Origin of the sequence: Metabacillus sp. Hm71, from assembly GCF_051842955.2 — a bacterium.
Lineage (GTDB): Bacteria > Bacillota > Bacilli > Bacillales > Bacillaceae > Metabacillus.
In genome coordinates this window covers 5,639,080-5,664,264 of record NZ_CM200278.1, presented here as the reverse complement: position 1 = coordinate 5,664,264, position 25,185 = coordinate 5,639,080, and the positions used below count along the sequence as shown (strand labels likewise).

27 protein-coding genes and 3 pseudogenes are annotated in these 25,185 nt (G+C 37.5%); 25 read left to right on the top strand and 5 right to left on the bottom strand.

Features of this window, described 5'->3' with window-relative positions:
- Window positions 1-15: 15 nt before the first annotated feature.
- The 10 genes from galU (at window position 16) to ACSVDH_RS27740 (ending at window position 9,717) form a co-directional block, all read left to right on the top strand.
- Window positions 16-909, top strand: a complete 894-nt coding sequence (gene galU / locus ACSVDH_RS27785; protein ID WP_439250765.1) for a UTP--glucose-1-phosphate uridylyltransferase GalU — start codon at window positions 16-18, stop codon at window positions 907-909.
- Window positions 910-926: 17 nt separating this feature from the next.
- On the top strand, window positions 927-1,598 hold the full coding sequence (locus ACSVDH_RS27780) for a sugar transferase (protein WP_299094515.1): 672 nt from the start codon (window positions 927-929) through the stop codon (window positions 1,596-1,598).
- Window positions 1,598-3,070, top strand: a complete 1,473-nt coding sequence (locus tag ACSVDH_RS27775) for an O-antigen ligase family protein (protein ID WP_439250763.1) — start codon at window positions 1,598-1,600, stop codon at window positions 3,068-3,070. Before ACSVDH_RS27780 ends, ACSVDH_RS27775 begins: the two co-directional genes overlap by 1 nt.
- Window positions 3,063-4,013 carry a polysaccharide pyruvyl transferase family protein gene (locus tag ACSVDH_RS27770; protein WP_439250761.1) on the top strand — a complete coding sequence of 317 codons (951 nt, stop codon included), beginning with the start codon at window positions 3,063-3,065 and terminating at the stop codon, window positions 4,011-4,013. The genes ACSVDH_RS27775 and ACSVDH_RS27770 overlap by 8 nt, the downstream gene beginning before the upstream one ends.
- Window positions 4,010-5,221, top strand: coding sequence for an oligosaccharide flippase family protein (locus ACSVDH_RS27765; protein WP_439250760.1), 1,212 nt, complete (start codon window positions 4,010-4,012; stop codon window positions 5,219-5,221). The genes ACSVDH_RS27770 and ACSVDH_RS27765 overlap by 4 nt, the downstream gene beginning before the upstream one ends.
- A 1-nt stretch (window position 5,222) precedes the next feature.
- Entirely contained in the window at window positions 5,223-6,203 is a 981-nt protein-coding gene (locus tag ACSVDH_RS27760; RefSeq protein ID WP_439250758.1) for a glycosyltransferase, read from the top strand.
- Window positions 6,200-6,667 carry a PssD/Cps14F family polysaccharide biosynthesis glycosyltransferase gene (pssD, locus tag ACSVDH_RS27755; protein ID WP_299094510.1) on the top strand — a complete coding sequence of 156 codons (468 nt, stop codon included), beginning with the start codon at window positions 6,200-6,202 and terminating at the stop codon, window positions 6,665-6,667. The genes ACSVDH_RS27760 and pssD overlap by 4 nt, the downstream gene beginning before the upstream one ends.
- Window positions 6,664-7,149: a PssE/Cps14G family polysaccharide biosynthesis glycosyltransferase gene (pssE, locus tag ACSVDH_RS27750; protein ID WP_299094509.1), complete on the top strand. Its 486-nt coding sequence runs from the start codon at window positions 6,664-6,666 to the stop codon at window positions 7,147-7,149. Before pssD ends, pssE begins: the two co-directional genes overlap by 4 nt.
- Window positions 7,146-8,522, top strand: a complete 1,377-nt coding sequence (locus tag ACSVDH_RS27745; RefSeq protein WP_439250757.1) for a sugar phosphate nucleotidyltransferase — start codon at window positions 7,146-7,148, stop codon at window positions 8,520-8,522. The genes pssE and ACSVDH_RS27745 overlap by 4 nt, the downstream gene beginning before the upstream one ends.
- A 157-nt stretch (window positions 8,523-8,679) precedes the next feature.
- Complete coding sequence (locus ACSVDH_RS27740) at window positions 8,680-9,717, top strand: endo-1,4-beta-xylanase (RefSeq protein ID WP_439250756.1); 1,038 nt, start codon at window positions 8,680-8,682, stop codon at window positions 9,715-9,717.
- A gap of 139 nt (window positions 9,718-9,856) precedes the next feature.
- Here ACSVDH_RS27740 and ACSVDH_RS27735 read toward each other — a convergent pair whose 3' ends face one another.
- On the bottom strand, window positions 9,857-10,111 hold the full coding sequence (locus ACSVDH_RS27735) for a hypothetical protein (RefSeq protein WP_439250755.1): 255 nt from the start codon (window positions 10,109-10,111) through the stop codon (window positions 9,857-9,859).
- An 872-nt stretch (window positions 10,112-10,983) separates the two neighbouring features.
- Here ACSVDH_RS27735 and ACSVDH_RS27730 point away from each other — a divergent pair.
- From ACSVDH_RS27730 to ACSVDH_RS27680, 11 genes and pseudogenes are all read left to right on the top strand, one after another.
- Window positions 10,984-11,580: a competence protein ComK gene (locus ACSVDH_RS27730; protein WP_439250753.1), complete on the top strand. Its 597-nt coding sequence runs from the start codon at window positions 10,984-10,986 to the stop codon at window positions 11,578-11,580.
- A gap of 464 nt (window positions 11,581-12,044) precedes the next feature.
- Window positions 12,045-12,368, top strand: coding sequence for an ArsR/SmtB family transcription factor (locus ACSVDH_RS27725; protein ID WP_439250752.1), 324 nt, complete (start codon window positions 12,045-12,047; stop codon window positions 12,366-12,368).
- A gap of 3 nt (window positions 12,369-12,371) precedes the next feature.
- Window positions 12,372-12,761: an SRPBCC family protein gene (locus ACSVDH_RS27720; RefSeq protein ID WP_439250751.1), complete on the top strand. Its 390-nt coding sequence runs from the start codon at window positions 12,372-12,374 to the stop codon at window positions 12,759-12,761.
- Window positions 12,762-12,922: 161 nt separating this feature from the next.
- Window positions 12,923-13,516, top strand: coding sequence for a YdeI/OmpD-associated family protein (locus ACSVDH_RS27715; protein WP_439250749.1), 594 nt, complete (start codon window positions 12,923-12,925; stop codon window positions 13,514-13,516).
- A gap of 393 nt (window positions 13,517-13,909) precedes the next feature.
- A complete protein-coding gene (locus ACSVDH_RS27710; RefSeq protein ID WP_439250748.1) occupies window positions 13,910-14,212 on the top strand; it encodes a WXG100 family type VII secretion target in 303 nt (100 codons plus the stop codon).
- 2 nt (window positions 14,213-14,214) lie between these two features.
- Window positions 14,215-14,373, top strand: coding sequence for a hypothetical protein (locus tag ACSVDH_RS27705; protein WP_439250747.1), 159 nt, complete (start codon window positions 14,215-14,217; stop codon window positions 14,371-14,373).
- A 27-nt stretch (window positions 14,374-14,400) separates the two neighbouring features.
- The gene (locus tag ACSVDH_RS27700; RefSeq protein WP_439250746.1) at window positions 14,401-14,547 is read left to right on the top strand and encodes a hypothetical protein; all 147 of its coding nucleotides are present in this window, start codon (window positions 14,401-14,403) and stop codon (window positions 14,545-14,547) included.
- A 55-nt stretch (window positions 14,548-14,602) separates the two neighbouring features.
- Window positions 14,603-15,841, top strand: coding sequence for a YfjB-related protein (locus ACSVDH_RS27695; RefSeq protein ID WP_439250745.1), 1,239 nt, complete (start codon window positions 14,603-14,605; stop codon window positions 15,839-15,841).
- A gap of 9 nt (window positions 15,842-15,850) precedes the next feature.
- Complete coding sequence (locus ACSVDH_RS27690; RefSeq protein ID WP_439250744.1) at window positions 15,851-16,648, top strand: YfjC family protein; 798 nt, start codon at window positions 15,851-15,853, stop codon at window positions 16,646-16,648.
- Between the two features lie 13 nt (window positions 16,649-16,661).
- A complete protein-coding gene (locus ACSVDH_RS27685; protein ID WP_439250743.1) occupies window positions 16,662-17,219 on the top strand; it encodes a DUF5381 family protein in 558 nt (185 codons plus the stop codon).
- Window positions 17,220-17,279: 60 nt separating this feature from the next.
- Window positions 17,280-17,863: pseudogene (locus ACSVDH_RS27680) on the top strand (DUF5381 family protein).
- 233 nt (window positions 17,864-18,096) lie between these two features.
- Here the strand turns inward: ACSVDH_RS27680 and ACSVDH_RS27675 are convergent.
- Window positions 18,097-18,657, bottom strand: a complete 561-nt coding sequence (locus ACSVDH_RS27675) for a CBO0543 family protein (protein WP_439250739.1) — start codon at window positions 18,655-18,657, stop codon at window positions 18,097-18,099.
- 423 nt (window positions 18,658-19,080) lie between these two features.
- On the opposite strand from ACSVDH_RS27675, the pseudogene prs reads away from it, so the two are divergent.
- A pseudogene (gene prs, locus ACSVDH_RS27670) lies at window positions 19,081-19,376 on the top strand (ribose-phosphate diphosphokinase); the annotation flags it as partial.
- Window positions 19,377-19,516: 140 nt separating this feature from the next.
- Here prs and ACSVDH_RS27665 read toward each other — a convergent pair.
- Window positions 19,517-19,654: a hypothetical protein gene (locus tag ACSVDH_RS27665; RefSeq protein ID WP_299093897.1), complete on the bottom strand. Its 138-nt coding sequence runs from the start codon at window positions 19,652-19,654 to the stop codon at window positions 19,517-19,519.
- 199 nt (window positions 19,655-19,853) lie between these two features.
- Between ACSVDH_RS27665 and ACSVDH_RS27660 the strand changes: the two genes are divergently transcribed.
- The 3 genes and pseudogenes from ACSVDH_RS27660 to ACSVDH_RS27650 form a co-directional block, all read left to right on the top strand.
- Window positions 19,854-20,858 (top strand): DUF3231 family protein, encoded by a 1,005-nt coding sequence (locus tag ACSVDH_RS27660; protein WP_439250738.1) that lies wholly within the window; start codon window positions 19,854-19,856, stop codon window positions 20,856-20,858.
- 349 nt (window positions 20,859-21,207) lie between these two features.
- Window positions 21,208-21,408, top strand: coding sequence for a cold-shock protein (locus tag ACSVDH_RS27655; RefSeq protein ID WP_046515012.1), 201 nt, complete (start codon window positions 21,208-21,210; stop codon window positions 21,406-21,408).
- Window positions 21,409-21,822: 414 nt separating this feature from the next.
- A pseudogene (locus ACSVDH_RS27650) lies at window positions 21,823-22,802 on the top strand (IS110 family RNA-guided transposase); the annotation flags it as partial.
- 23 nt (window positions 22,803-22,825) lie between these two features.
- Here the strand turns inward: ACSVDH_RS27650 and sigJ are convergent.
- Both sigJ and ACSVDH_RS27640 read right to left on the bottom strand, forming a co-directional pair.
- Window positions 22,826-23,689 (bottom strand): RNA polymerase sigma factor SigJ, encoded by an 864-nt coding sequence (gene sigJ, locus ACSVDH_RS27645; protein ID WP_439250737.1) that lies wholly within the window; start codon window positions 23,687-23,689, stop codon window positions 22,826-22,828.
- Window positions 23,667-24,968, bottom strand: a complete 1,302-nt coding sequence (locus tag ACSVDH_RS27640; protein WP_439250736.1) for a phytoene desaturase family protein — start codon at window positions 24,966-24,968, stop codon at window positions 23,667-23,669. Before ACSVDH_RS27640 ends, sigJ begins: the two co-directional genes overlap by 23 nt.
- Between the last annotated feature and the right edge of the window lie 217 nt (window positions 24,969-25,185).

Here is a 25,185-nt window from a genome sequence, read left to right as displayed (position 1 = left end):
TAGGAGGAATTGAACATGACAAAAGTGAGAAAAGCCATTATTCCAGCAGCAGGACTAGGAACTCGATTTTTACCAGCGACGAAAGCAATGCCAAAGGAAATGCTTCCGATTTTAGATAAACCAACGATCCAATACATCGTAGAAGAAGCGATTGCTTCAGGGATTGAGGATATTATCATCGTGACAGGTAAGGGAAAACGCGCGATTGAAGATCATTTTGATGTGGCGCCGGAGCTTGAACGGAACTTATCTGAAAAAGGCAAAACAGACTTGCTTGAGAAGGTCAAGCATTCCAGCAATCTAGCAAACATCCACTATATCCGTCAAAAGGAACCAAAAGGCTTAGGCCATGCTGTATTGTGTGCAAAACAATTTATTGGCAATGAACCATTTGCTGTCCTTCTGGGAGACGATATTGTTGTGAGTGATACGCCGTGCTTGAAGCAGTTGATGGATGAATATGAAAACACGAACTCTTCAGTCATTGGCGTTCAAACAGTGGCAGATAACCAAACTCATCGCTATGGGATTGTTGATCCTAAAGTTATTGAAGGACGACGTTATCAAGTCAATAACTTTATTGAAAAGCCTGCTCCTGGTACTGCGCCATCAAATCTTGCGATCATGGGACGCTATATCCTGACTCCTGACATCTTCAGCTTTTTAGAAAAGCAGGAATTAGGTGCCGGCGGAGAAATCCAATTGACAGATGCGATACAGGAATTAAATAAAATTCAACATGTCTATGCATTTGATTTTGAAGGAATTCGCTATGATGTCGGCGAGAAGATGGGATTTGTAAAGACAACGATTGAATTTGCGCTGAATAATGATGAGCTGGGTGAAGAGATCTTCAATTTTATGGAAAAGCTTCTGGAAGAAAGCAAATTCCGTAAGCAAGAAGTGTAAGAAGAGGTGGATAAACAATGAGGGAGTCTTCAGCAACAGCTATTTCATATATTGATCCATCGATTAAAAAAACATTAGCAAGCACGCAATCCTATGAAAGATGGAAGAGATTGATTGATATCGTCGGTTCAGTTATCGGTCTTATCATTTGCCTTCCGCTGTTTCTTCTCGTCGCACTCTTAATTAAGCTTGAAGATCCGAAAGGGAAGGTCTTCTTTTCACAAGCAAGAGTAGGACTTAATGGGAAGGAATTTAAAATGTACAAGTTCCGTTCGATGGTGCATGATGCAGAAGCGCGGCTGGAAAAGCTGCTGGCACAAAATGAAGTAGAGGGCGCCATGTTTAAGATGAAGGATGATCCTAGGATTACAAAGGTCGGGAAAATCATTAGGAAAACCTCCATTGATGAATTGCCTCAATTTTTTAATGTATTAAATGGCAGCATGAGCTTGGTGGGGCCTCGTCCCCCGCTGCCAAGAGAGGTAGCAGAATATAACGATTATCACAAGCAACGGCTGCTGGTAAAGCCCGGTTGTACAGGCTTATGGCAGGCTACGGTTAGAAACAGCGTTGGTTTTGAGGAAATGGTGGAATTAGACCTTACCTATATTAAAAAGAGATCTATTCTCTTTGATATTAAGATCGTCTTTATGACTGTTATTACATTAATAAAAGGAAATGCATATTGATGAATGTTTATGCGAATCGCAAGCTTTACAATTTCTTATATGTATTGATCATACCTGTTATTTATTTACTTGTGGTCGTACTTAATAAGCTGCAGCTAGAGAAATATTTTCTCATGCTAAGCGTTGTATCCTTAGTGATGTTACTTGTCTTTATAGTGTCGAAAAAGAAAACCTTTCTATACGGTTTGCTTTTTGCGACACTCGCTTTTAATATCGAGTATCCAATTATCGCAGAAGGTCTTGGCTTTGGGGGCACACATGTAGGAGGGTTACGAGCAGCTGTTGTGGTTAACCACTTTCAGCTGATCATTTTTGCGATCCTTGCATGGACTTATTTTGCCAAACCGGAGAAGCCAACAATCGAAAAACAGAATGATTCATTTATGATGACTGTTTTATGGATCTTTTTCTTTGGGACGGCACTGCTCTCTACCTTCTTATCCGAGAATACCTTCGCTTCATTATATGTTTTGTTGCGGTATATTTGTTTATTCTTTTTGGCATTCATCCTGATAAGGAACCGCCTGACATTGAATTTGACCTATATGATCTATGGGCTGATGGTTCTCATCCCTGTGGAAATGGTCATCAGTCTCATTCAGTTTGTAACAGACAGCTATGCAGGATTTCGTATCTTAGGGGAAAGCTATGAGCCATTTCGGGCAACATCTCTCATCGATGAGTCTGAAAAAGGCGTGAGCGGAACTCTTTCCCATCCAGGGATTATGGGCCTGTTTCTCTCGCTCACCATTCCATTGCAGATGTATTTCTTTCTTTCGGACAGGAAATATGCGTTTAAAAAAATGAGGTTCATCTTATTCCTTTTAACGATGGTGTTAATCATTCTTACAGCATCGCGAACCTCGCTCTTTATTACACTTTTTGCGATCGGAATGTTGTTGCTGTTTCATGTAATCTCACAGAAACGGTTTAAAAAATCGAGTGTGTTGATTGTGTTATTTTCTATCATCCCTGTTTCTGGCATCTTTTTCTATGCCTTGTCTAAGCTGGGGATTGTTGAACGGTTTCTCAATAGCGATTTTATTTACCAAATCTTTTACCGAAGCGATTTAAATGTGATGGCACTCTCTATTTTCGGTGAATCAGCCAAGAATATGATTTTTGGTACAGGTTTAAATGCTTATACTGATGTGATCTCCTCACGAGGTACAGGTTTTGCCTATGAGCATCCAGTGCATAACTTCTTTCTGCTTATGCTTGTTGAGGGTGGTATCCTGCATTTCTTAAGCATCGCGATCTTTTTTGTTTATGTCATAGCGATTTTGATTAATAGCATCCGCTTAGGTAAGCAGCGATTGCTGGCATTTACCCTGTTCGTGACGATCGGCATTTCCTTTATTTATTGCATGTTCGGCTGGGCGATGTACCACAATCAGAACATGTATTTCATGACAATCATATTAATTTTAGCGTATCAGCTTAGATACGATGAGGGTGAGCAAAATGAGTAAAACATACTTAGGCTATTACGGCATGTTAAATCTCGGCGATGATTTAATGCTGAAGACGTTATTGGAAACTAATACGAGTGAAAAAAGAACGGTGATTCAATTTAAAGATAATCCCCTGCCAGGACAAGACAAGAACATCACGTTTTTAACATGGCCTGATGGGAAATTTGCCAAAATCACCTTCGCACTTCGCTTTATTTTGCAATCAAAGGAAGTCATCTTTGGCGGGGGCACCTGCTTTACTGATGAGGATGGCGACGGCTTTTTTAAATACATGGTCATGGCAAAGCTATTGGGGAAAAAGGTGAAATATAAAGCAATTGGGATTGGAAATTTAAAGCGTAAATCACGGATTTTCAAAACGAAAATATTATTATCGATTGCTGATGAAATCACAGTTAGAGATGAACAATCCTTTAACAGGGCCAAAAAATTCACCAATGATAAGAAGCGAATTGTGAAGGAAGATGACTTAGCGATTAAATCGATCGGGGACATTATCGCAAAGGAAAAATTCGAGACGAATCGCAAGGAGCCGTATTTAGCATTGGGATGGAGAGATTTAAAAAGGTATGACTGCAAGGAATGGAATGACCCCAATTATGTGGTTGATTACATTTTAAAGCTAGCGAATGAAAAAGGCTTGAAGAAAATCGTGATGTTTGATGTCGATTCCTATTTTGACGCCGGCATTAATCAAACCCTTTATGATTTGCTGGTGAAAAAAACGGACTTGGATGTCGTCTACAACAAGAGTACGGACATCATTGAAAAGATGAAGGTCATTTGTGAATCAAGCTTTGTTTTTACATCAAGATTGCATGTTGCGGTCATTGCGGAAGAAGCAAATCTTCCATGTGAAGCCCTAAATTACTCACCGAAGATTAAGTATTATGTCGATGAAGTTCGCAGTCAGCATGTCAAAGTAGTGTTATTTTCATGAAGCTGATTTTTCTCTATTTATTTCAGCTATTGTCAGTACTATCAGGGTTTTTCTATCAGGTCATTCTGGCAAAGAACGTAACGGTTGAGGAGTTTGGGACCTTAAATGTCATTTTAACCGCGATTATTATTTTCGGAACGATCGGTTCGTTCGGGATTGGTCCCAATCTTCTTAGGATCTATAACAAATTTAATCTTACACAATCGATCAAGCCTATTTTTACGTTGCTGATGATCACAAGCTTGCTTTCGATCTGTATATTTAGTCTATTCTTTTTTACTGTTGTCGATGATGTAACCTTTATTCTCTTAATCTTTTCGATTGTTTTATTGGTAACAAGGATCTTTACGCCTGTTACAGAAGCTGTTTTTCAGATCAATGATCAAATGGTCTCTTTGAGCTTATTACGATTTTATCAGCAGTTTGCGAGATTGTTGGCAGCTGTTCTCTTAATCTTCTTACCTTTTAAAGGACTGGATTTTTTAATTTTAGCTGGTGCTTTATCGCTTCTTTCGATTTATATTTCGATTGTTTCATTTAGGGATCTGAAGCAAAAAAAGAACAACTACCAGGATTCGGTTATTACCGATGTAAAATCTGCTTTTACATTTACGGTGCCATACGCAGGGGCGAGCATCTATTATCAAATTTATTTTCAGGTGAATATTATCCTTTTCGGTCTTTTGCAAATGGATACAGAAGCAGCCTATTATTCAGCGGTGTTTAATTTCATGAATGTGGCAAGTGTTTTTCTGCTGCTTTATTTTCAAACCTATATGCTTCCAAAGATTCATCAAAACTATCGCTATGATTATTTTGCGGCGTTCAGAAAAACGACGATCATGTTAGCTCTGTTATCGATCATCCCAATTTCACTGATTAGTTATTTTGGGCAGGAGATTATTCAGCTGGCATATGGGGATGATTTGCTAGACGCAAGTATTTATTTTTCCATCATGATCTTTTTTGTTCCAATCCGAATTTTAATCAATGGATTTGGATCCTTATTAATCAATGAAGATACAGTTGAGCAAAAATCAATTATTCAACGATACGCAGCCATTATTTCGATCATCATCGGCTTCCTATTTATTTATTTATGGGGCGTACTAGGCGCCATTGTTTCTTTCTATATCGTTGAACTATTTATTTTAATAAGATTTTCACTCTTGGTGTCGAGAACAATAAAAAAATTAAGGAGCATCTAATATGGAGTTTATCATATGGGGAAAATATCAATCTAGAGCGGAACGATTAGCAAGCTATCTAGATTGTAATATCCATTATATACATTCGGATCAATCAATACTTGTTCGGTATATGTCTAGTCTTATCACGTCCTTGAAGATTATGTTGAAATCCAAATCTGACACGTTTATTATCCAGCTTCCTCCTAATTTAATTATCTATCTGCTTCCTTTTATTAAGATGTTTAATAAAAGAGCGAAAATCATTCTTGATATGCATAATGGCGCAACAAGGGGGAGCTGGGGGAAGCTGCCTTTTATCTGGAAGATCATGAATAAATATTCAGATCTGATCATTGTGCATAACGAGGATTATTTCAAGGAAATCACGAGTTCAGGCAAGCTAACGACGAAGTTAATCGAAGTGCTGCCTGATCCGCCGGCAGAAAAGCATCGGACAACAATTTTAGGTTTAAACCATTCGGATTTCTTGAAAGAAGGCAAAACAAATGTCCTGATTCCTTGTTCATACAACCCGGATGAACCAATTTTTGAACTGGTGGAATTAGCCAAAAAGAACCCTGATCTTCATTTAATTTTAACAGGGAATAAAAATAAAGCCTTCAAGCTATTAGGTGATACAGATATTCCAAACAATATTACATTCTCCGGCTTCATAAGCGCAGAGGAATACAAATATTTGTTTTTGCATGCTGATGTCGTAATGGGCTTAACAAAGAATGAAAATATTCAATTAAGTGTCTCGACGGAAAGCTTGTCCTTTGGGAGACCGGTTATTTTATCTGATACGAATACCTTAAGAAAGCTGTATCCAAATGGCTTTATCTTTACGGAAAACCAGCCTGAACAAATGAGTGTCAGCATTAAGCAATATTTAGACGATTATAATAAGCTGACGAAAGAATTAAGTGAAGTTCGACAAGAAAAAATCAATATGTGGAACGTGAAATTATTACAGTTGAGAGGAGAATATAATCTATGAAAATTCTATTTACCTCTTCTACGGGCGGGCATTTGGAACAATTAAAAGTATTAGTCAACGAATTGAATGTTGGAAAAGAGACGGAGCGCTACGTCTTAATTGAGAAAAGCCCTTTTGAGAATAAATTCTTGAATGTGAAAGATGTGTTTTATTTTGTTCAACAGGATCGCAAGGATAAGTATTTTATCTTTAAGTTTATCAAAAACATTTTTACAGCCTTTAACGTTTTAAGAAAAGTAAAGCCTGACTTTTTGCTAAGCACAGGGGCAGGTGCTACATTGCCAGTGATTGTCCTGGCTAAATTATTCGGAACGAAAGTCATTTATATTGAGAGTCTTGCCAAAATCAACAATCTGACGATAACAGGTAAAATCAGCAGCAAATTCGCCAATCGATTTTATGTTCAGTGGAATGAACTATCACATAAAATACCAAATACCGTTTATAAAGGAAGATTATATTGATATTTATTACATTAGGAACGCAAAGATTTCCATTAAATCGGATTGTTGATCAGGTGAAGGAACTTAGAAAAACATATAAAGGCGACATCGTGATTCAAAATGGCTACACAAAATGTGATCTGAGCGGGGTTCTTTCCCAAAGCTTTATGGACAGCGAGCTGTTTGTTAATTACATCAAAGAGGCTGACATTGTGATTACACATGGCGGCACTTCCAGTATTATTAAATCGCTTGAAGCGCAAAAGAAGGTTATAGCTGTTCCGCGCTTAGCTAAATTTAAAGAGCATGTTGATGACCATCAGCTTGATATTTGCTTAACCTTTGAGGAAAAAGGCTACCTTACCGTTTTAAAAGAGGATGAACATATCATCGATAAAATTGAAGGCTTGAAAACACAAACGTTTAATAAATATATCAGCAATAAGCGTGATCTATTAAATGATATTGCACACTATATCAAACAGGTTGGTGAATATGCATGAAATTGATTCTATTATCCGGCGGGAGCGGAAGCCGATTATGGCCGCTTTCAAATAATGCAAGGTCCAAACAATTTTTAAAGGTATTGAAAAATGAACAGCAGCAATTAGAATCAATGGTGCAAAGAGTTTGGGGGCAGTTAAATACAGTTGGTCTGGCAGATTCAACGATTATTGCGACGAGCAAATCCCAAGTTGATATGATTCAAAGCCAGCTGAATAATTCGGCTGATTTAGTGATTGAGCCTGTGAGAAGAGATACGTTTCCAGCCATTGTACTTGCTGCTTCCTATTTGCACAGTGTGAAAAAGGCTTCATTAGATGAAGTCGTATCGGTTTTACCTGTTGACCCTTTTGTTGAAACCTCGTTTTTTGAAAGAATGCTTGATATGGAAGGTGCACTAAAAGCCAGCCATGCTAACATTGCGTTAATGGGGGTTCAGCCGACATTCCCATCTGAAAAATATGGGTACATTGTTCCTGATCCTGATCCAAAATCGAGCGATTATCAAGTTGTCAATCGCTTTGTCGAAAAGCCAAAAGAAAGCCATGCGAAAGAGTTAATAGAAGATGGAGCCCTTTGGAACTGCGGCGTGTTTGCTTTTAAATTGGAATATATCATCAACCTTCTTAAAGAGAAAGGTCTTCCAACCAATTATGATGAATTGTTGGCGAGCTATGGGGAATTGCCAAAGATCAGCTTTGACTATGAGGTTGTAGAAAAGGCTGAGAAGATTGTCGTTCTTCCTTATGATGGATATTGGAAGGATTTAGGGACATGGAATACGTTGACAGAAGAAATGGCAGCTGGGTTAATTGGAAAAGGCCAAATTAGCCAGGAATGTGAAAACACGCATTTAATTAATGAATTGGATATTCCGGTTGCGGTCATGGGATTATCAAATGTCGTGGTAGCGGCAAGTCCTGATGGAATCCTGGTTACTGAAAAAAGCGCAAGCCCTCGCGTGAAAGAAGTGGTATCCAATCTAGTCGATCGTCCGATGTATGAAGAACGTCGCTGGGGCTGGTATAAAGTCCTTGACCATAGTAAGTTTGACGGAGGAAACGAAGTTCTGACAAAGCGAATTGGTGTAAAAGCCGGTAAAAATCTTAGCTATCAGTTCCATCATCAACGAAGTGAAGTATGGACAATTGTCAAAGGAGAAGGTGTCCTTGTGTTGAATGGCAAGATGAGCGTGGTCAGACCAAATGATGTCATCCAAATTAATAAAGGTGAGTATCATGCGCTTAAGGCAGTGACGGATTTAGAGCTGATTGAGGTGCAAAGCGGCAGCGAGCTTATCGAAGAGGATATCGTACGAGTCATTATGAACTGGAATGAGATTGAAGAGCTTTGTTATGCTCCTTCTAATTAAACTTAAATTCTATAAAAAATTGTATCTTGAAGCGCTCTAAGCGCTTTTTCCTTTGTTTATAAAATAGTTGGACGCTTCACAAGCAAGTTGTTTTTAAAAGGAGGGAAATCTCATAAGAACAAGTTATTTCCGAAAAAGGTATTGGATGTCGCGGGAAATGAGGTATTACCCGATCATTATCGTCCTGATAGGTATCGCTGCTTTTTTCTTTTTCACCTTTTTATTTGACGAAGAGCCACTGAAAGAATACGCGGAAAAAAGTGATTTCTTAATCGGTTCTGCCGTAAGATATGACCCATTAATGAAGGAAGAGGGCTATAAGGAAAAGATAAAAGAAGAATTTAATGTCATGACAGTGGAAAATGAAATGAAGTTTAGTACGATCCATCCAGAACCGTACGTCTATGATTTTACAGAAGCAGATGCCATCGTTGAATTTGCAAATGAAAACAACATAAAAATAAGAGGACATACATTGGTCCATCGGTCACTTCCTAAATGGCTTACAGAAGGAAATTATTCAAAAGAAGAAGTCCGTGAGATACTTGAATCTCATATTAAAACTGTCGTTACTCATTATCGCGGAAAAGTATTTGCCTGGGATGTTGTGAACGAAGCTTTTACAGAAGATGGAGAGTATCGAGATAATTTTTGGCTGCGCAAACTAGGCCCCGAATATATTAAACTTGCATTTAAATGGGCGCATGAAGCAGATCCTGATGCTTTGCTGTTCTATAACGACTATGATAACGAAGAAGTAAATAAAAAATCGACAGCTATCTATGAACATATCAAAAATATTAAAAGCAAAGGTGTCCCTGTCCATGGCGTTGGTTTTCAAATGCACACTACGATCAATCATGAGTTTGATTTTAACAGTATAAAAGAAAACATGAACCGATTAGCTAAATCAAACCTGCAGGTACATATAACGGAATTGGATATAAAATTGCAGAATAGAACCGAGCTGACGTTCGAAGAAAAGCTAGAGAAGCAATCGGACATATATGGGGACATCCTTTCCGCTTGTTTATCTGCCAATAATTGCAAGGCATTGGTGATGTGGGGCTTTACGGACAAACATAGCTGGATCCCAAAACAAACCGAAACAGATGATTATCCACTTATCTTTGATCGCAATTATGAACCGAAACCTGCTTATGATGTGTTGAATGATATTTTGTCATCACAATAGGAGACAACAAGGATTTATTGCAGGTTCAATGTTAAAACTGTCAATCTTTTATAATATGCGAAGCAGAGAAGGAGAAGCTATTTATTTCAGCCTGTTCTCCTTCTCTTTTTCTTTCGAATTGTGCAATAGAATCATATCATTAGTTTATGTAATAAGCCTGCCTATACAGCTCCTCCAATGCCTGGCTTACCGCTTCCTTTTCACTAAGAGCGCCAATACCCTCTGCATAAAAATCCTTAAAAGGCTCTTCCTCTTGACAAATTGTGGCCACGGCACGGTAGTGATCAGAATACTGGACCGTTTCCAATTCGACTTCATCCCCATGCTCATTGACAAATTGTGTGACCTCCCGCGCAACAAAATTCAATGAAGAATATAGTTCTTTTCTGTCCATTCCTATTCCTCCTCCTAAAATGATCTTACAATCCTATGATAAACGAACTAAGTCCTTAAGGCCTATAAATTTACAAAAAATACATAAAATCTATACGTTGAATTAAAAAATTCATTCGTTTGCAAGAAACCATTTACGTTTTTTACATTCATATTATTTTCTCATCATGATAACGGTTTATTTTAGGGGACCAAGCCTATGTTGATACAATTAGCCGCCCGCCATTTTTAACGAGAAGCCTTCTTTTATGTGCAGGTATTTAAAACAGAATAGGAGGAAAAACCGACATAAGGTATATGAGAAGAATAGGAATAAAACGTTGGTTTAAACACCATGATCTTTGCATAGTTGGCAAATGTTACGTCGGAATTGGCGGAATTGGCGAATTAAATCAGTCATTTCTCATTTTATTATAAATTGCACAATCATCTGTCATCAGAACAAATATTTAAGGGAATAATTTACTAATAATTGAAAATTTAAACATTTTGCAATATGATTAATTTAGTTCAAAAGTATCAATTGAGGGGTGATTCTTTTATACTGTCTAAATTATGCGCGAAGCACTAAACGAGCAGCTAGTAAACTATTAATCACTATTTTTATGGCACTTGTAAGTATCATGGCTTTTGTATTTTCGGTGGAAAGGTAAAGCAGTCTATTCCAAAGCAAGAAGTCGCACCAGAAGGGGTGAGGGAAAAACAAAAGGAAAAACGGTTCTATGTATGATGTGGAGGAATAAGCGGTCACAAGACTTTCGACGGTGCTGTGCTTAAGGACTCGGGTAGCTGGATAAATACCAACTATATTGGTATTATATCTGACTCCTTTTGAAATGAAAAGTTTTATTAAACGTTGAAAGGAGCAAGAACATGAGCAAGGATTATATTGTAAATGTAGAAAATAGTGAAGTCATTATTACGGAAGCAACGATGGCCCTGATCCCTAAATATGAATTAGGTACAGGAAACCCTCATTGTACAATTTTGGGACAATATGGAGCAAAAGAGGTGGAGCAAAGTACGCTCGCTATTGTAAAGGAAAGCTGTATCTTTTATGGCAGTGATTTTAATGGGAGAATTAATTCAGCGCGAAAGATTCTTAAGAGACAAAGGAATCTGCCTATCATGATTAGTTTAACCTTCAAACACTGCATGATCCCGTTATCCTCACCTATGAAAGAGGATTGCCCATGGATCGCCTTTCGGCATGTAAAAAAAACGTTCCCAAATCGAGAGAACTCGATTATCCTTTTTTCAAACGGTCAGCGGCTAAAAGTGAATATTAGTTGGAAGGTGCTAGAGGACCGCATCAACAAGGCAGGTCGTTTAATCAGTACATATGATTACAGGTATGAAAAAATGAAAGATCTCTACATAACGAGTATGGTGGCGGAGGGCCGAGAGGATGACCTATTTTCCAAACAAGAAAGTCTATACAGGGTGCAGCCGTCTATAGACATGGGATGATATTGAGGTCGGATACGAAGGCACCACTAATAACTGGAAGGTTTGTGCTGCTTCAAGTATCCGAACATTCCACTTTTTTGCTTCGGCTTTTTAAAATGGGAAGCAGAAGTATAAAATTTCAACTTAGTTTTATATCTAGCTGCAGCGTAGTTCAATCAGCATGTGGGCCTTTTACAGATTTCAATATTTCATAATGTGGCGCGTTTATCGAATAACGCGTCTTTTTGTTTTGGCTATATTCTTGCATAACATTCTATAAGGAAGTCCGAAAAGTTGTTTAAGAGGTATACTTGGCGTGAATATACCTCATGCTATTTTGTGAAAAACAAATATTGACAGGACACTATTAGGTGTCGTATTATAAAAATGACACTGAATGGTGTCAGATTAGTAATTAGCCATTTGGATCCCTTCGTACCATCAATAGATCTCTACTACAGTAAATAATAGTTGGAGGGAGTGTTGTGAGTGAGCATAACAAATCACGGGACGTGTTTGACGCGATTGCAGATCCAACCAGGCGCAGACTAATTCGTCTGTTAGCAGATGTTGAGGAGATGCCGCTTCATGAATTAACGGCGCAATTTCAAATGGGTCGTACCGCTGTTTCTAAACATTTGGCTGTCCTTAAAGAAGCTGGTTTAGTTGCTGACCGTAAAGTTGGCAGGGAAACAAGGTATCGATTAATTGCGGCTCCCTTGCAGGAAGTGAAAGATTGGGTATCTTTTTACGAGAAATTTTGGAAGGAAAGAGTGGCACTTTTAAAAATTTTATTAGAGGAGGAATAAATAATGGCCGAATTTTCATTGGATTTTCAGTTTATAAGCTCAATTAATAAGGTGTGGAACGCATTAACAGATTCGGATACGCTTGCAAAATGGGTCATGGAAAATGATTTTAAACCAATCGTGGGACATAAATGTCAATTCCGAAATCCGCAATGGAATTTAATTGTAGATAGTGAAGTATTAGTTGTAGATGAGCCAAATAAATTATCTTACACGTGGGTAGGCGGTCCGATAGACACGATCGTCACATGGACATTGAAGCACGAGGATGGAATAACCTACTTGCATCTTGAACATACTGGATTCGAAAAAGAAGATCAAGCATTCAATGGTGCAAAATATGGTTGGGCGAATATGGTTGACGAACTAAAAAAAGTGTTAGGGGAATTGTAAGAACCTCTGAACCTGGTTTTAGATCCGCTATCGAAGCAGGATAAGCAAACGGACCAGTTTAGGACTGAGCCGTTTGCTATGAAAACTAAATTTTTGTGAATGTAGAGAATATCAATATGAACATACATCAGCTCATTGAATAATTGGAGAGAGGTGTTCTAATGACAGATAGTAGAAGGAATCGTAAGGTTGATGGATTTATTAAGAAAGCGAAAAAGTGGCAGGAAGAATTTGAGACGCTGCGAAATATCGTTCTTGACTGTGAGCTGGACGAAGATATTAAGTGGATGCATCCTTGTTACATGTATGAGAATAAAAACATCGTACTAATACATGGATTTAAAGATTATTGTGCACTTTTATTTCACAAAGGTGCCTTGCTAAAGGATCCCCATGGGATTCTCATCCAACAAACGGAGAATGTCCAGGCGGCGCGCCAGATTCGCTTCACCAATATTCAAGAAATTGTTGAAATGGAATCCATCTTGAAAGAGTATATTAAGGAAGCCATTGAAGTTGAAAAAGCTGGTTTGGAAGTGGAGTTTAAAAAGAATACAGAATTAAACATTCCTGAAGAACTTCAAACTAAATTCGATGAACTCCCAGCTTTGAAAACGGCATTTGAAGCATTGACCCCGGGACGGCAAAGAGCATACATTCTTCATTTTTCTCAAGCTAAACAAGCCAAAACCCGTGAGTCAAGGATTGAAAAAAGTATGGAGAAAATTCTGGCTGGAAAGGGATTAAATGATTAGTATATTTGGGCACGATCCTTCACAAGGAAAGTGCTCATTTTCTATTTTTATCCTATTTAATGGAATAACGCTTTATGGCTGTTTTTCCAAACTTCTAATAACACGTCATTGATACAGTCATCGATTGAATCACGTTTATCAATTGGCTGAAATATTTTAACTGCAATGGCTTTGACAAAGGCGATATACTGCGAATAGCTACTACTTAACTAGACAGAAAAAGCTGTGTCTGTAACTAAAATAAAGACATTTTTCCTATATTCATTATTAATTTCAATACTGGAGACTTATGGAAGTGGCATTTTAATTATAGTAACATTTACTTATCTATAATAGGAAATTATTGTATTAGAATGGTATTTGAGGATTAGAGCAAAAGTACGGGGTGAAAAGATGAATTCGGATAAAGTTAGAGCCTTAGCAAAAGTGTTTCAGGAATCTTCTGAGGAGTTAAAAGTCGATGAAGCAAAATTAATGCAAAGTATACATACAAATACAGCAACATGGTCAGGTGAAGCCCGGAAAAAATTTGATTCGATGCTTGATGAAGCTGCGATCTTATATCAACGACACTCAGACAATCTTTATCAAATCAGCAGAGAATTAGAAAGCGCAGCAAATGATGTTGACAGAGTAAGAGAAGAGATTGAAAGACAAAAAGAATTAGAGCGGCTTGCTTGTATGAAGGATGAGTAGAAATGAAACCGAAAAACAGGGATCGTAAAAGTTTGGAGGAGGAAGGCTGGATTCTCCCGGATAAGAATAAGGACTCTAAAGACGGTAGTTTACTTCCAGGTTGCAGTGATTTTTTTGTTTTGATTATTCAATTAGGTGTTTTGGTACATCAAGTAATTTGACCAATAGATAAAACTAGGAGGAAATAAATGAGTAATGATAAGTCGAACTATGAAAATAACAACGAAAAAAAGCCAGTAAAAGATGGTTGTGTCTTACCTGGGTGTGTAGACTTTTTTCTACTGCCTCTACAGATTGTTATATTAGGACATCACTTTTTTACTAGTATTACATAAATGAAATATTAGAAATGTTAAAAAGCTAAAAGAAAACGAAAAAGAGAGTGATAGAATGGGGAATAAAATATCAGTAAATCCAGATCGTTTAGAAGATTTAGCAAATGAGCTTGTCTCGAAATTGTCAAAAATTGAAGCGGAATACAAGGATCTACATTTAGAGCTTTACAACCTAATTAGCAGTGCTCCAGCAGAATATAGTCATTGTTTTTATCAAGTAGGGGATCCTTGGGGAACGGGAAATCAATTAGTTGATCTTCTGAGTGAAATGGAGATTGACCTGCGAATGACGGCAAATAAATTTTCAGATGCTGATAACTTAGTTGGAAAACTTTATAAACTGTATGATCAATATGGCGCACTCACTGCGATGGGTGCTTTAGCTACAAAACAACTGACATTTTACGGACTCGGTTTCACACAATTTACAAAGAATGCGGATGGGTTATTTACATATAAGCATATGGGGGCACTCAATCAATTATCGGATTTGATTGACAATTCCAAGTATAAAACTGTGGGCAGAGGATTACTAAGTCCAAGCTTTTTATTGAAAAAATATAAAGATGTGCCATTTGCAGATTTGGTGCATAAAAAAATTGCAAAATATTTACCAGACGATGTAACTAAGTATACAGATAGTTCAAGAGCTTTATATAGAGGGGTTCTAAATAATACTTTAGATTCTACAAAATTTAAATCATTTGTTCAAACTGGAGCAAAATTCGCAAGAACAAATGCCGTTAGTACATTAGCAGTAACAGGAATAATGGAAGCAGGCGGAATGAGTCTAAAAATTTCTGAAAACTATGCGAAATATGGAAATAATCCAGAGGTCTTAAAACGCGAAAATGCAAAAGCGGTAGGGAATGCAGTGAATAATACTGTTGCAATTACAGGAGGTTCCATTGCAGGTGCTGTAGTAGGAGGGGCATTATTAAGTTGGGCTGGGCCAGTAGGTACTGTAGTAGGAGCTACTGCTGGTTCTTTCGTAGGAGGAATTGTTGGAGAGCAAGCTGCCAAACTTACTGCAGGAATAGCGGAGAAAGCGGCTATAGCTTTTAAAGAACCTATACACGCTGGGGTTGAGTTTTTTAAAGGCGGTCTCGAAAAAGCCGGGAAAGTTGTTGAAGGTGTAAATAAAGGTGTTGATTTTGTAAATGAGCAAATTAAGGAGACAATTGCTGACCCAGTAGGGAAGGTGAAAGAAATTGGTTCAAAAGCAAAAGAAACTGCGAGCTCTCTTGTCGATGGAGCAAAAGATTTTCTCGAGGATAAATTGTCATTTTTTTAAGGAGGCCATATGAATACGATTCAATTAAGTATTGAGGAATTACTTTTTTCCTTTTATAGTGAAGGTTTATTTGAACAAGGAATATCGATTAAAGAAGCCTATTTTCCAACGCTTCAGGATGCGGAGTTAAAATTAATGCTGGAAATTGCCTCTCGCTCCTTGTTAGCGAAAGATATGATAAAGGAAGTTGATAACCAATATAAATTAAAAGATGAATTTGCTTCCTATATTCAAACATTAAATAATGCAGAAAGTACTGTTAAGGCTTCGAAACATCAGTCTGACTTAAATGGAGAAGAAAGTATCTCCTTCCATTTTAAAAATGGAGAGATCTATTTACATAAACTTTTGTATGATCATCAAGTTCATTCTATTTCTAAGCTGCCGGAAGAAGAAATTATTTCAGTTATAAGAAGGTTTTTTAATTTCCATGCCTTAGAAGAGCAAGGTGAAGTCATTCTCCAGTTAAAAAGTGAAGAATTTGAAGAACTATTAGAAGATGTAAGTCAATCTCATACTTTACAGGAATCAATTATTCAGAAATGGATAAGCAAAAAGGGGTATTCTAATAGTATTCTAGAGTTTTTAAGTGACCTTTCTAATAGAAACGGGAAAATGGATAGTTTATTAAGCTTAAAGTATAACTCAGATAATAATCCAGATGTAATGGATCTTTATTTTATTATTCCAGGAAAAACTGAATGTTGGCTAGCTACAAGAGACAACAGCCTTGACCTAAATTTTCAAAAAGTAAATGAGGCATCTATTAAAAAGCTTTTATCAACGAACAAGATTTTATCAGCTTAAGGAGGTGCACAGTTTGTTAAATGTTAAGAAAGATAATGAAGAAATAAAAATAAAAGGTTCAAAGTTCATGTACGGGTGGATATTCCTTTCTTTAATTGGAGGAATAGCTGCATGTATATTCTTAATTACACACGGTTTGAAATTTGATTCAAAATATTCATTGTTTTATCTTGGCGGCGGTATTATGTGTATGCCTTTTTTCGTTTATATCACTCTCTGGCACTTACCTGCCCTTATCCCAGGGAAGATACTATTAACGATAGTCCAAGGTGAGACCTGCACGATAAAATCGAAAAAAGGGTCAGTTTTAATTAAGAATATCCGGAATATCAATTTAATAAGAAATCCACTAAATTTGATCAATGATATTGTCATTGAAACCTTCGATAACAAAAAAGTAAAAATTCGTACTTATAATCTCCTTGACGACCTAGATTATGAGGTGATGGTTGATAAATATATGTATCCTTATATGACAGAAAATGCAAGAAAAGTATGGGATCGCAAGGTTAACTTAGATTTATTGTTAAAGGAAGTAAAATATGAACGGCAGGAGCAGAAAGTTGATTAAGCTTACTTCTTCTATGTAAATAATGCTACACAATGTCGAAAAATCACTGTTTCTTTATGTATGGTTACCTACTTAGGAGGAAAAAGTTTGGTCAATATAAAAGCAGAAGAAAATTTGATTAAAATCAAAGGCTCAAAGTTCATGTACGTATGGATGGCATTATTTGTTTTAGGTGGTTTAGCAGCCTGTTTATTCTTAATTTTTGAAGGCCTTTCATTTGAATCGAAATATTCGTTGTTTTATATGTTTGGAGGCATCATTTTTTTCCCTATTTTTCTATATTTAACTCTCTGGGCACTTCCAGGTTTTATTCCAGGAAAGATCCTGCTAACAATTGTTCAAGGAGAGAACGGTACGATAAAATCGAAAAAAGGTACCGTATATATTAAGAATATCCGTAATATCGATTTAGTGAGAAATCCACTAAATTTGATCAATGATCTAGTCATTGAAACCTTCGATAACAAAAAAATAAAAATTCGTACGTATAATCTTCTTGAGACCTGGATTATCAGGTGGTCGTAGATCAATATTTGTACCCTTATATGACTGAAAATGCAAGAAAAGTATGGGATCGTAAGGTGAATTTAGATAAATTACAAAGAGTAGCTAAATACGTGCGGCAGGAACAGAAAATTGATTAACTTTCATTTCCTTTAGTATTACTAAAATTAAACCATTTCACTACAGAGGGATAAACCATGAAAGCAATATATTTTCATGGTTTATCCCTGTGTCAAACAAACAGTTAATCTGTTAACACAAGCTAATGAATGTCAGCTTCATAAACTAAAAATCCTCAATAGATTGCTTCTTCAGTCGAGCGATTGCATCTTTTAACAAGCATGCACTACAGTATCATGTCCATCTCAAAATTTCACTTTCTTAGCTCTGCAAAATTCCCGCTTGTTACTAAGGAGTATCCAATTAGAAAGAGAAAAAAATAAATAGGGAGTGAAAAAAGGTGATTCCAGTTTATTAATTTATAAAATCCTAACCATTCAAATAAAGGTTCTCCTATAAATGCACAAAACATTGAATAGAAAAGGCCCTTTAAAATAGAAGAAGTATTTCGTTTTATCTGCATAAGAACAAGAAAAACCACTGGGAGAAGGCTTAAATCCCAAGGTAAGAAAGACGGCAAGAACGGAATAGGTTCAAATCTATAATCCCAAAGATTTAATTCTGCTCCAAACGAATCTAAGAACATCGAAAAGATTATGATAAAAAATGCCCCGTATAATAAACGACTTGTGCTCTCTTTTTTTCTAAATTTCCACCATAAAACCCAAGGGATAACTGTAAGTGTGACACAAAACCACCATTGCCAGGATAGAAACACATATTCAAACCAAATTTCATGATCTTTTTGATCAGCAAAAACTAACATCTTATAGACATCATCTATTTTTTTCGCAGCTTCCTCTGGAATAAACATTTTCCCATTCCTTTACATCAATTCCGTAAATTATTAAAACTACATGAAAGGCTTATTTTCATCTAAAACTTTGATCATTATTCAAAATCTTCAATCACTATATTCATAAGATTTTCCACTTTTGTCTTCATAATTGATGTTATCGGCACTTTAAAAAGGGCTTCATTAGGTATTTATTCGTTTTAAAGGCAATAAAATTAAAAATAACAAGTCCAATTATGTAAAAAAATACCTTTTTTAATTGGATTTTCCCCTTATTCTTATTATTCCCGCTAGTTAATTGTTAGATAGTTTGGAGTTCTAAAATTAATTAAATGGGAAATGTAAACTTTTCACCCTGAACTCGAATCAAAAGCTTGCCTATCAAATTGTGACTCTCTTAGGCTGTGAAATGGGAAGAAGTTCGACATCAGCAGAAGAAATGCGATTATCATTGACGATTTGATTGATACGGCAGGCACTATAACATTGGCTGCGAATGCATTGATAAAGAATGGAGTAAGAGAGGTTTATGCCTGCTGTACCCATCCCGTCCTTTCAGGCGCAGCTATAAATAGGATTGAATCGTCAGCCATCAAAGAGCTGGTTATCACAAATACGATTGATCTACCAGAAGAAAAACAGATTCCTAAAATCACCACTTTATCTGTAGCTCCGCTTATAGCAAGGCAATTAACCGTATTCATAATGAGCAATCTGTTAGCATTTTATTTGAATAGCGTAGTAAAAGGAGATCATGCTCTGTCTTGTTTCCAAGAGGATGACGATCTCCTTTTATACGGAAGGAGTATAACCCCACCAGCATATTTAATCAATGATGTTGTCATCGAAACCTTTGATAACAAAATCAATTCTTATTTCAGGATCCATTTTTAAGGTTTCTTAAAACCATAGGCATTTCCTTTTCTTCTTTTCCTTTCTTCTCCTTAAGCTTCCTATCAGCTGAATTTGCTGATTGAAATCTTGCAGCGTCCATGCCATCGATAATATTCGTCAACCTAACACCTCCTATTTGCATTTATTATTTCCTTCAATGTGAATATTATCTTGATAATTATTCAATTTTCTTCGATAGTTGAATATCAAAAACCATTGATTTCGGATGGCTAAGTCCTTATTCCTTTTTGAAAGCAGCCGTTAAAAAGGAAATCATAACGATTGATGAATTGGTAAATACTAACCAAGAGGTGATAGGTATGGATAAGAATAAATTAAAACTCACATCTTCCGAAATAGGAACACTGTGGGGAGAATATATAAACGGAACAATGACAGATGTAGTAAATAGATATATGTTCTCTATAATTGAGGATGAGTCAATCAAAACTATTTTCGAGGATGCGATCAAGACCTTTGAAAAACAAAAGAAACAAATCGTAGCTTTTATGGAGAATGAGGGATTTCCAGTACCAATTGGATTTACTGAATCTGACCTTAATAAAGGTGCAAGGAAATTGTTTTCTGACATATTTTGCTTGAATTATTTACATATTATGACTCTGCATGGCTTGCTGGGACATACCACTGCATTAGGCGTCTCTGTCAGGGAGGATTTACGTTTTTACTACGACTCAAGTGTTAATGATGCAAAAAGAATGTACCATCAAACCATTGATTTACTGCTTGAGAAAGGGAATTTTCAGAGAGACCCATTATTTTATCCTGCCAAGAACCCTGAATTTATTACTAGCAAAGATTTCACGGATGGAATTTTTGGAAAAGGGAGGCGGTTATCTGCAACAGAAATCATAAGTATTTCTTTAAACCTAAAAAAAAGTATTATGGCTAAAACTCTTTCTATCGGATTTAGCCAGGTCGCTCAAACAAAAGAAGTAAGAAAATTTTTAGAGGATTCCGAGAAAACCTCAGATAGTCAAATACAAGCCCTTTCAAAAATCATGCACGACGATAACTTGCCAATTCCAAGGTCTTGGGAAACAGAAGTGACAACTTCAACGGAATCTCCTTTTTCGGATAAGTTAATGTTGTATCATATTGGTTTCTTGTATCAAGCAGCACAAAACTATCACGGGACTGGTCTAGCATCAGCCATGCGAACAGACCTTGTAGCGACTTATGAAAGCGTCATTCTAAAAAATCTAATGGTAACAAAACAATGGTTTAATCTTATGGTGCAAAATAAATGGTTAGAACAACCACCACTTGCTCCTAATAGAAAAGAAATTGCAAAAGAAAAATAATGAATCGCACTTCCTGAATATCACTTCACTACAGGCAGATAAACCATGAAAACAGCAATTTTCATGTTTTATCGTATGATTCTCAGAGATATACTTTATTTGAAACGTAGATATTCTAAGCGGCAATTTCCAGCAGTGACATGATGTACCTCTTTTGGAGTGGCCAAAGTATTTAACATTTCAATTATATAACCATTTGCTTTTCCAAAAATTATCTGTTATCATTAAGATGAATTATTTTTGTTCGGTCTGTAAGGAAAGATAAGTATTTAAACTTTTCGCCTTTGATATCTAATTGAGCAAGGATAGTATTAAACAGTGGGTATATTCCACGCAGGAGGCAAAAAACATGCAACAAGGTACAGTAAAATGGTTTAATGCAGAAAAAGGGTTCGGATTTATCGAAGTTGAAGGCGGCAGCGATGTATTCGTTCATTTCTCAGCTATCCAAGGCGAAGGATTTAAATCTTTAGACGAAGGTCAAAAAGTGACTTTTGATGTTGAGCAAGGTCAACGTGGACCACAAGCAACGAACGTACACAAAGCATAATGAATGAACAAAGGGACTCTAATACATTTTAGAGTCCTTTTATTGTTTAGGAAAACTTTTTGTGATCGGCGACAATAAAGTTGTTTAATTTTCATGTAAAACACTTTTTCTATACCAAAAATACAACTATAAAATCGTTTAAATTTAAAGGTTATGCAACAATCGCGCCCGTAATATTAGTTTAACCAGTTTTTACTGGTTGAACTTTTTTTATTTGGTTTTATTATAGCGGTAGTCGGAGTAGAACGTAGCGCCCGTGGGACATGATCCCGTCCGCAAAACTGTTCACTCCCTACTTGTATAAGCATGTTTCAGGCTGGTTGGGAAAAGATCCCGTTTAACAAGCGAACCTATGACAGTACAAGCAGCTCTAGGGACAACCGACTAATCTTAATTTCTAAGGAGAAGATGATGATGAATCCAGTAGTAGGTCTGGATGTATCTAGAGGGGAAAGTCAAGTACAAGCATTCTTGGATAAGGGTCAACCGTTTCGTAAAAGTTTTAGTATCAAACATACTGTATACTGTGGAGGGCTTTGAGCATTTATTAGGATTCTTAAAAGAGATTGAAAGAGTAGCTGATGGTAAGCAACCTTCGGTTATCTTAGAATCAACAGGACATTACCACTCTCCTGTTATTCAATTTTTGGAGGAACAGCATTATGTTTATATTATTGTGAATCCCCTTATCTCTCATCGAGCAAGGAGTGCAAGTCTAAGAAAGGTAAAAACAGACGCTGTAGACGCCTATCTACTTTGCGAACTATTCTATAAAGAAGAAATTGAGCCATATAAGAAAAGAGGTATTCAACTCTTAAACCTTCGTAATCTTACAAGGCAACAAGAGACAATTTCAGGAATCTCTACACAAACTAAGGTACAGCTTCTAACAGTGCTAGATCAAGTATTCCCTGAAGATAGAGGTGTCTTCGGTAATTTATATTCGAAAGTCTCTTTACAGACTCTTTCCTTATTTCCTACTTCTGAACATGTACTAAGTACTACCGAATCCGTATTAACTGACAGGATTGTATCGTTATGTACCAGACGTTCAGAAAAGTGGGCAAAAGAAAAAGCACAAAAGCTTATTGAAGCAGCATTACGAAATCCATTTCAAAACAACTTGTATGAAAGCCACATTTATAACCTAAAGATATAACCTAAAGATGTTAATTACCATCGTTCTTCAATATCAAGAGCATCTATCACAACTAGAAGCAGAAATAGATGCCCTCGCAAAAGAAATTGAAGAATATAAGATTATCCAGACTATCCCTGGTATCGGAGAAAAGATTGCGGCAACAATCATTTCCGAAATTGGAGAGATAGATCGGTTTAATCACCCTAAAAAGTTAGTTGCCTTTGCAGGAATAGATCCTAGTGTTTACTCTTCCTCGAGCCCTTTTAAGTAGTGATTCTATAGATGTCTTAACTTTTCCGGATTTGCGACAGTATAGATCGCTTCGATCTTATGATCTCGATAAGCAAAAGAATAAACATATTGAATCCCTTCATCCAAACGAAGGCGGATTCCGGGGAGCCCATTTACCATGAGGAACGAGTACGTAAATTTACCTGCATGCATGTTCAACACATTTTGATGTAATCTCAGCACTTGCTCAAACCCGACAACAGGCACTTGCGCCGCTCTTACTTTGCCTCCGCCGTCCGAGTATAACACAACATTTTCACTAACCAGTTCAAGAAGCTTTGTCGTATTTCCTTGCAACAGCGAATTCACAAACTCTTTAATCTTCTCCTCCGCAATAGAAACCGACGGTTGTTGGTCCGGGTCGAAAAAGATGCTTTTTTTAGAGCGGTGGAAAATTTGCCGGCAATTCGTACTGCTTTTCCCGACTATGTCGGCAATCTCTTCAAAAGAATAATGAAAAATCTCTCGAAGAAGAAAAACCGCCCTTTCAGTTGCACTCAATTGCTGCAGAAGCAGAAGATAAGCCGTAGAAATCGACTCCGACCGCAAATACCTATTGGATGGATCGTCGTCCGAAGCCCCTCTTTCAATCAGGGGCTCCGGAAGCCATGGACCGACGTACATTTCCCGTTTTTTGGCCGACGAGCGCAAAAGATCAAGACAACGATTCGTTACGATTTTATATAAAAATGCCCTTTCGTTTCGGATTGTCCCGACGTCAGACAGTCCGTCATAGCTCAAAAAAGCATCTTGTACGATATCTTCCGCATCCATGACGCTGCCGAGCATTCGATAGGCTAACGAAAACAGCTCCGTTTTATAACGTTTATATAATTCCTCTGTGCTCATAAAAGGCATTCCTCTCCTTACCCTCAAGGGAGAGCATGTGTTGTATAGCTCTTTTGGCACTTGCCGTCGCGGCATCAACCAATACTTCACCGTGCGACGCCCATTCTCCTGCTACATATAATCCTTGTATTTCAGGGACAGCGGGTCCGGGATTCTCATGACGTTTCATATGCATAAAGTCGTGACAAACCGTCATTTTAGGAAGGTATTGCTTGACAATCAATTCTTCCCGCCATCCCGGCTGCATCAAATCCAGCACGCCTTCCAGTTCTTGCAAATCTTTATCCGGGTCCGGTTCTTTCCCTTGGTACTTAATGAGCGATATGACTTGCGCGCCATCGTCGCTTAGATAAGCCGCACGCGAATGATTGCTAAGAAGCACGGTCTGATCAATCCCGTAAGCAAATTGTTGTTTAGGCTTGGGAAGTCGTTTCAAGGCCACATCCAGGCAAGCCGCTGTGATCTCAATCGCTTGCTCTTTCCAGGTATGAAGGGCGGTTACCTCTGCAAAAGGCACGAGCTGATTTGCAATAGAAGGCGCCGTAGCAAGGATAACATAATGCGTATCGATTTTCGTTCCGTCTTTACAGAGAACCTGCCGCACGATCCCGTCACGGGTATCGATGGACGAGACTTTGGTATTTGTTAATAACCGCACTCCCAGGTCGGATGCCTTTTTCCGCAATTCCTCGATCAATTCGCCCCAGCCACGATCCAGGTACAACGCGCCTTTAAGGGCATTCTGCAGCTGTTTCAATACAGGACCGGCGGCTGGCAAATCCGGCCCGACCACATAACTGGCGGCACGAAGTAACGAATAAAAGATATTGCGCGCCATAGGATCTCGCAAATTCCCTTCTACCCATTCGCGGATACTGATCCGGTCAAATTGACGAGTATCCGCTTTTGAAAGTTTCATAAGACAGGAAGCAAACTCCATCTTTCCTTTCCAAGACAACAGCGGGGTCGTAAACAAGGATTTCATATCCGAAGGCAAGGTTTTCAATTTCCCTTTCCAAACGCCATAAGCGAACGATGTAGGCCGCTTTCCTTGCAAGGTCAGCCCCAATTCCCGGAAAGTCGCGTACGCATCTCCCTTATACAAGGAATGCGCGCCCAGATTGAAGTAAGCCCCTTTTTTCTTATTGGAAATGGCTCGGCCGCCTAAGCGATTCTGTTTTTCAATGACCACCGTTTGTTTCCCGGCTATGGCTGCGTAAATTGCAGCGGTTAAACCCGCAATACCTCCACCAACCACGACCACATCAACCTTTTGCATTGCTCATCATCCCTTTCAAATTTTACCTGTATGACGGGCAAGGGATGTGATTTGTGACAGAAAAGCAAAAAAAAATTAAGGGAAATTTCCTCGGTTAACCCGGTTTTCGAATTAGTTCCTTATTCATGCTGATTTCTACTCTTCGCTTTACCACTATTTGTGATACGGTTTACCGTGATGTGTCTAAATGAGGTTCTTCTTTTCCCCCTCTATACAT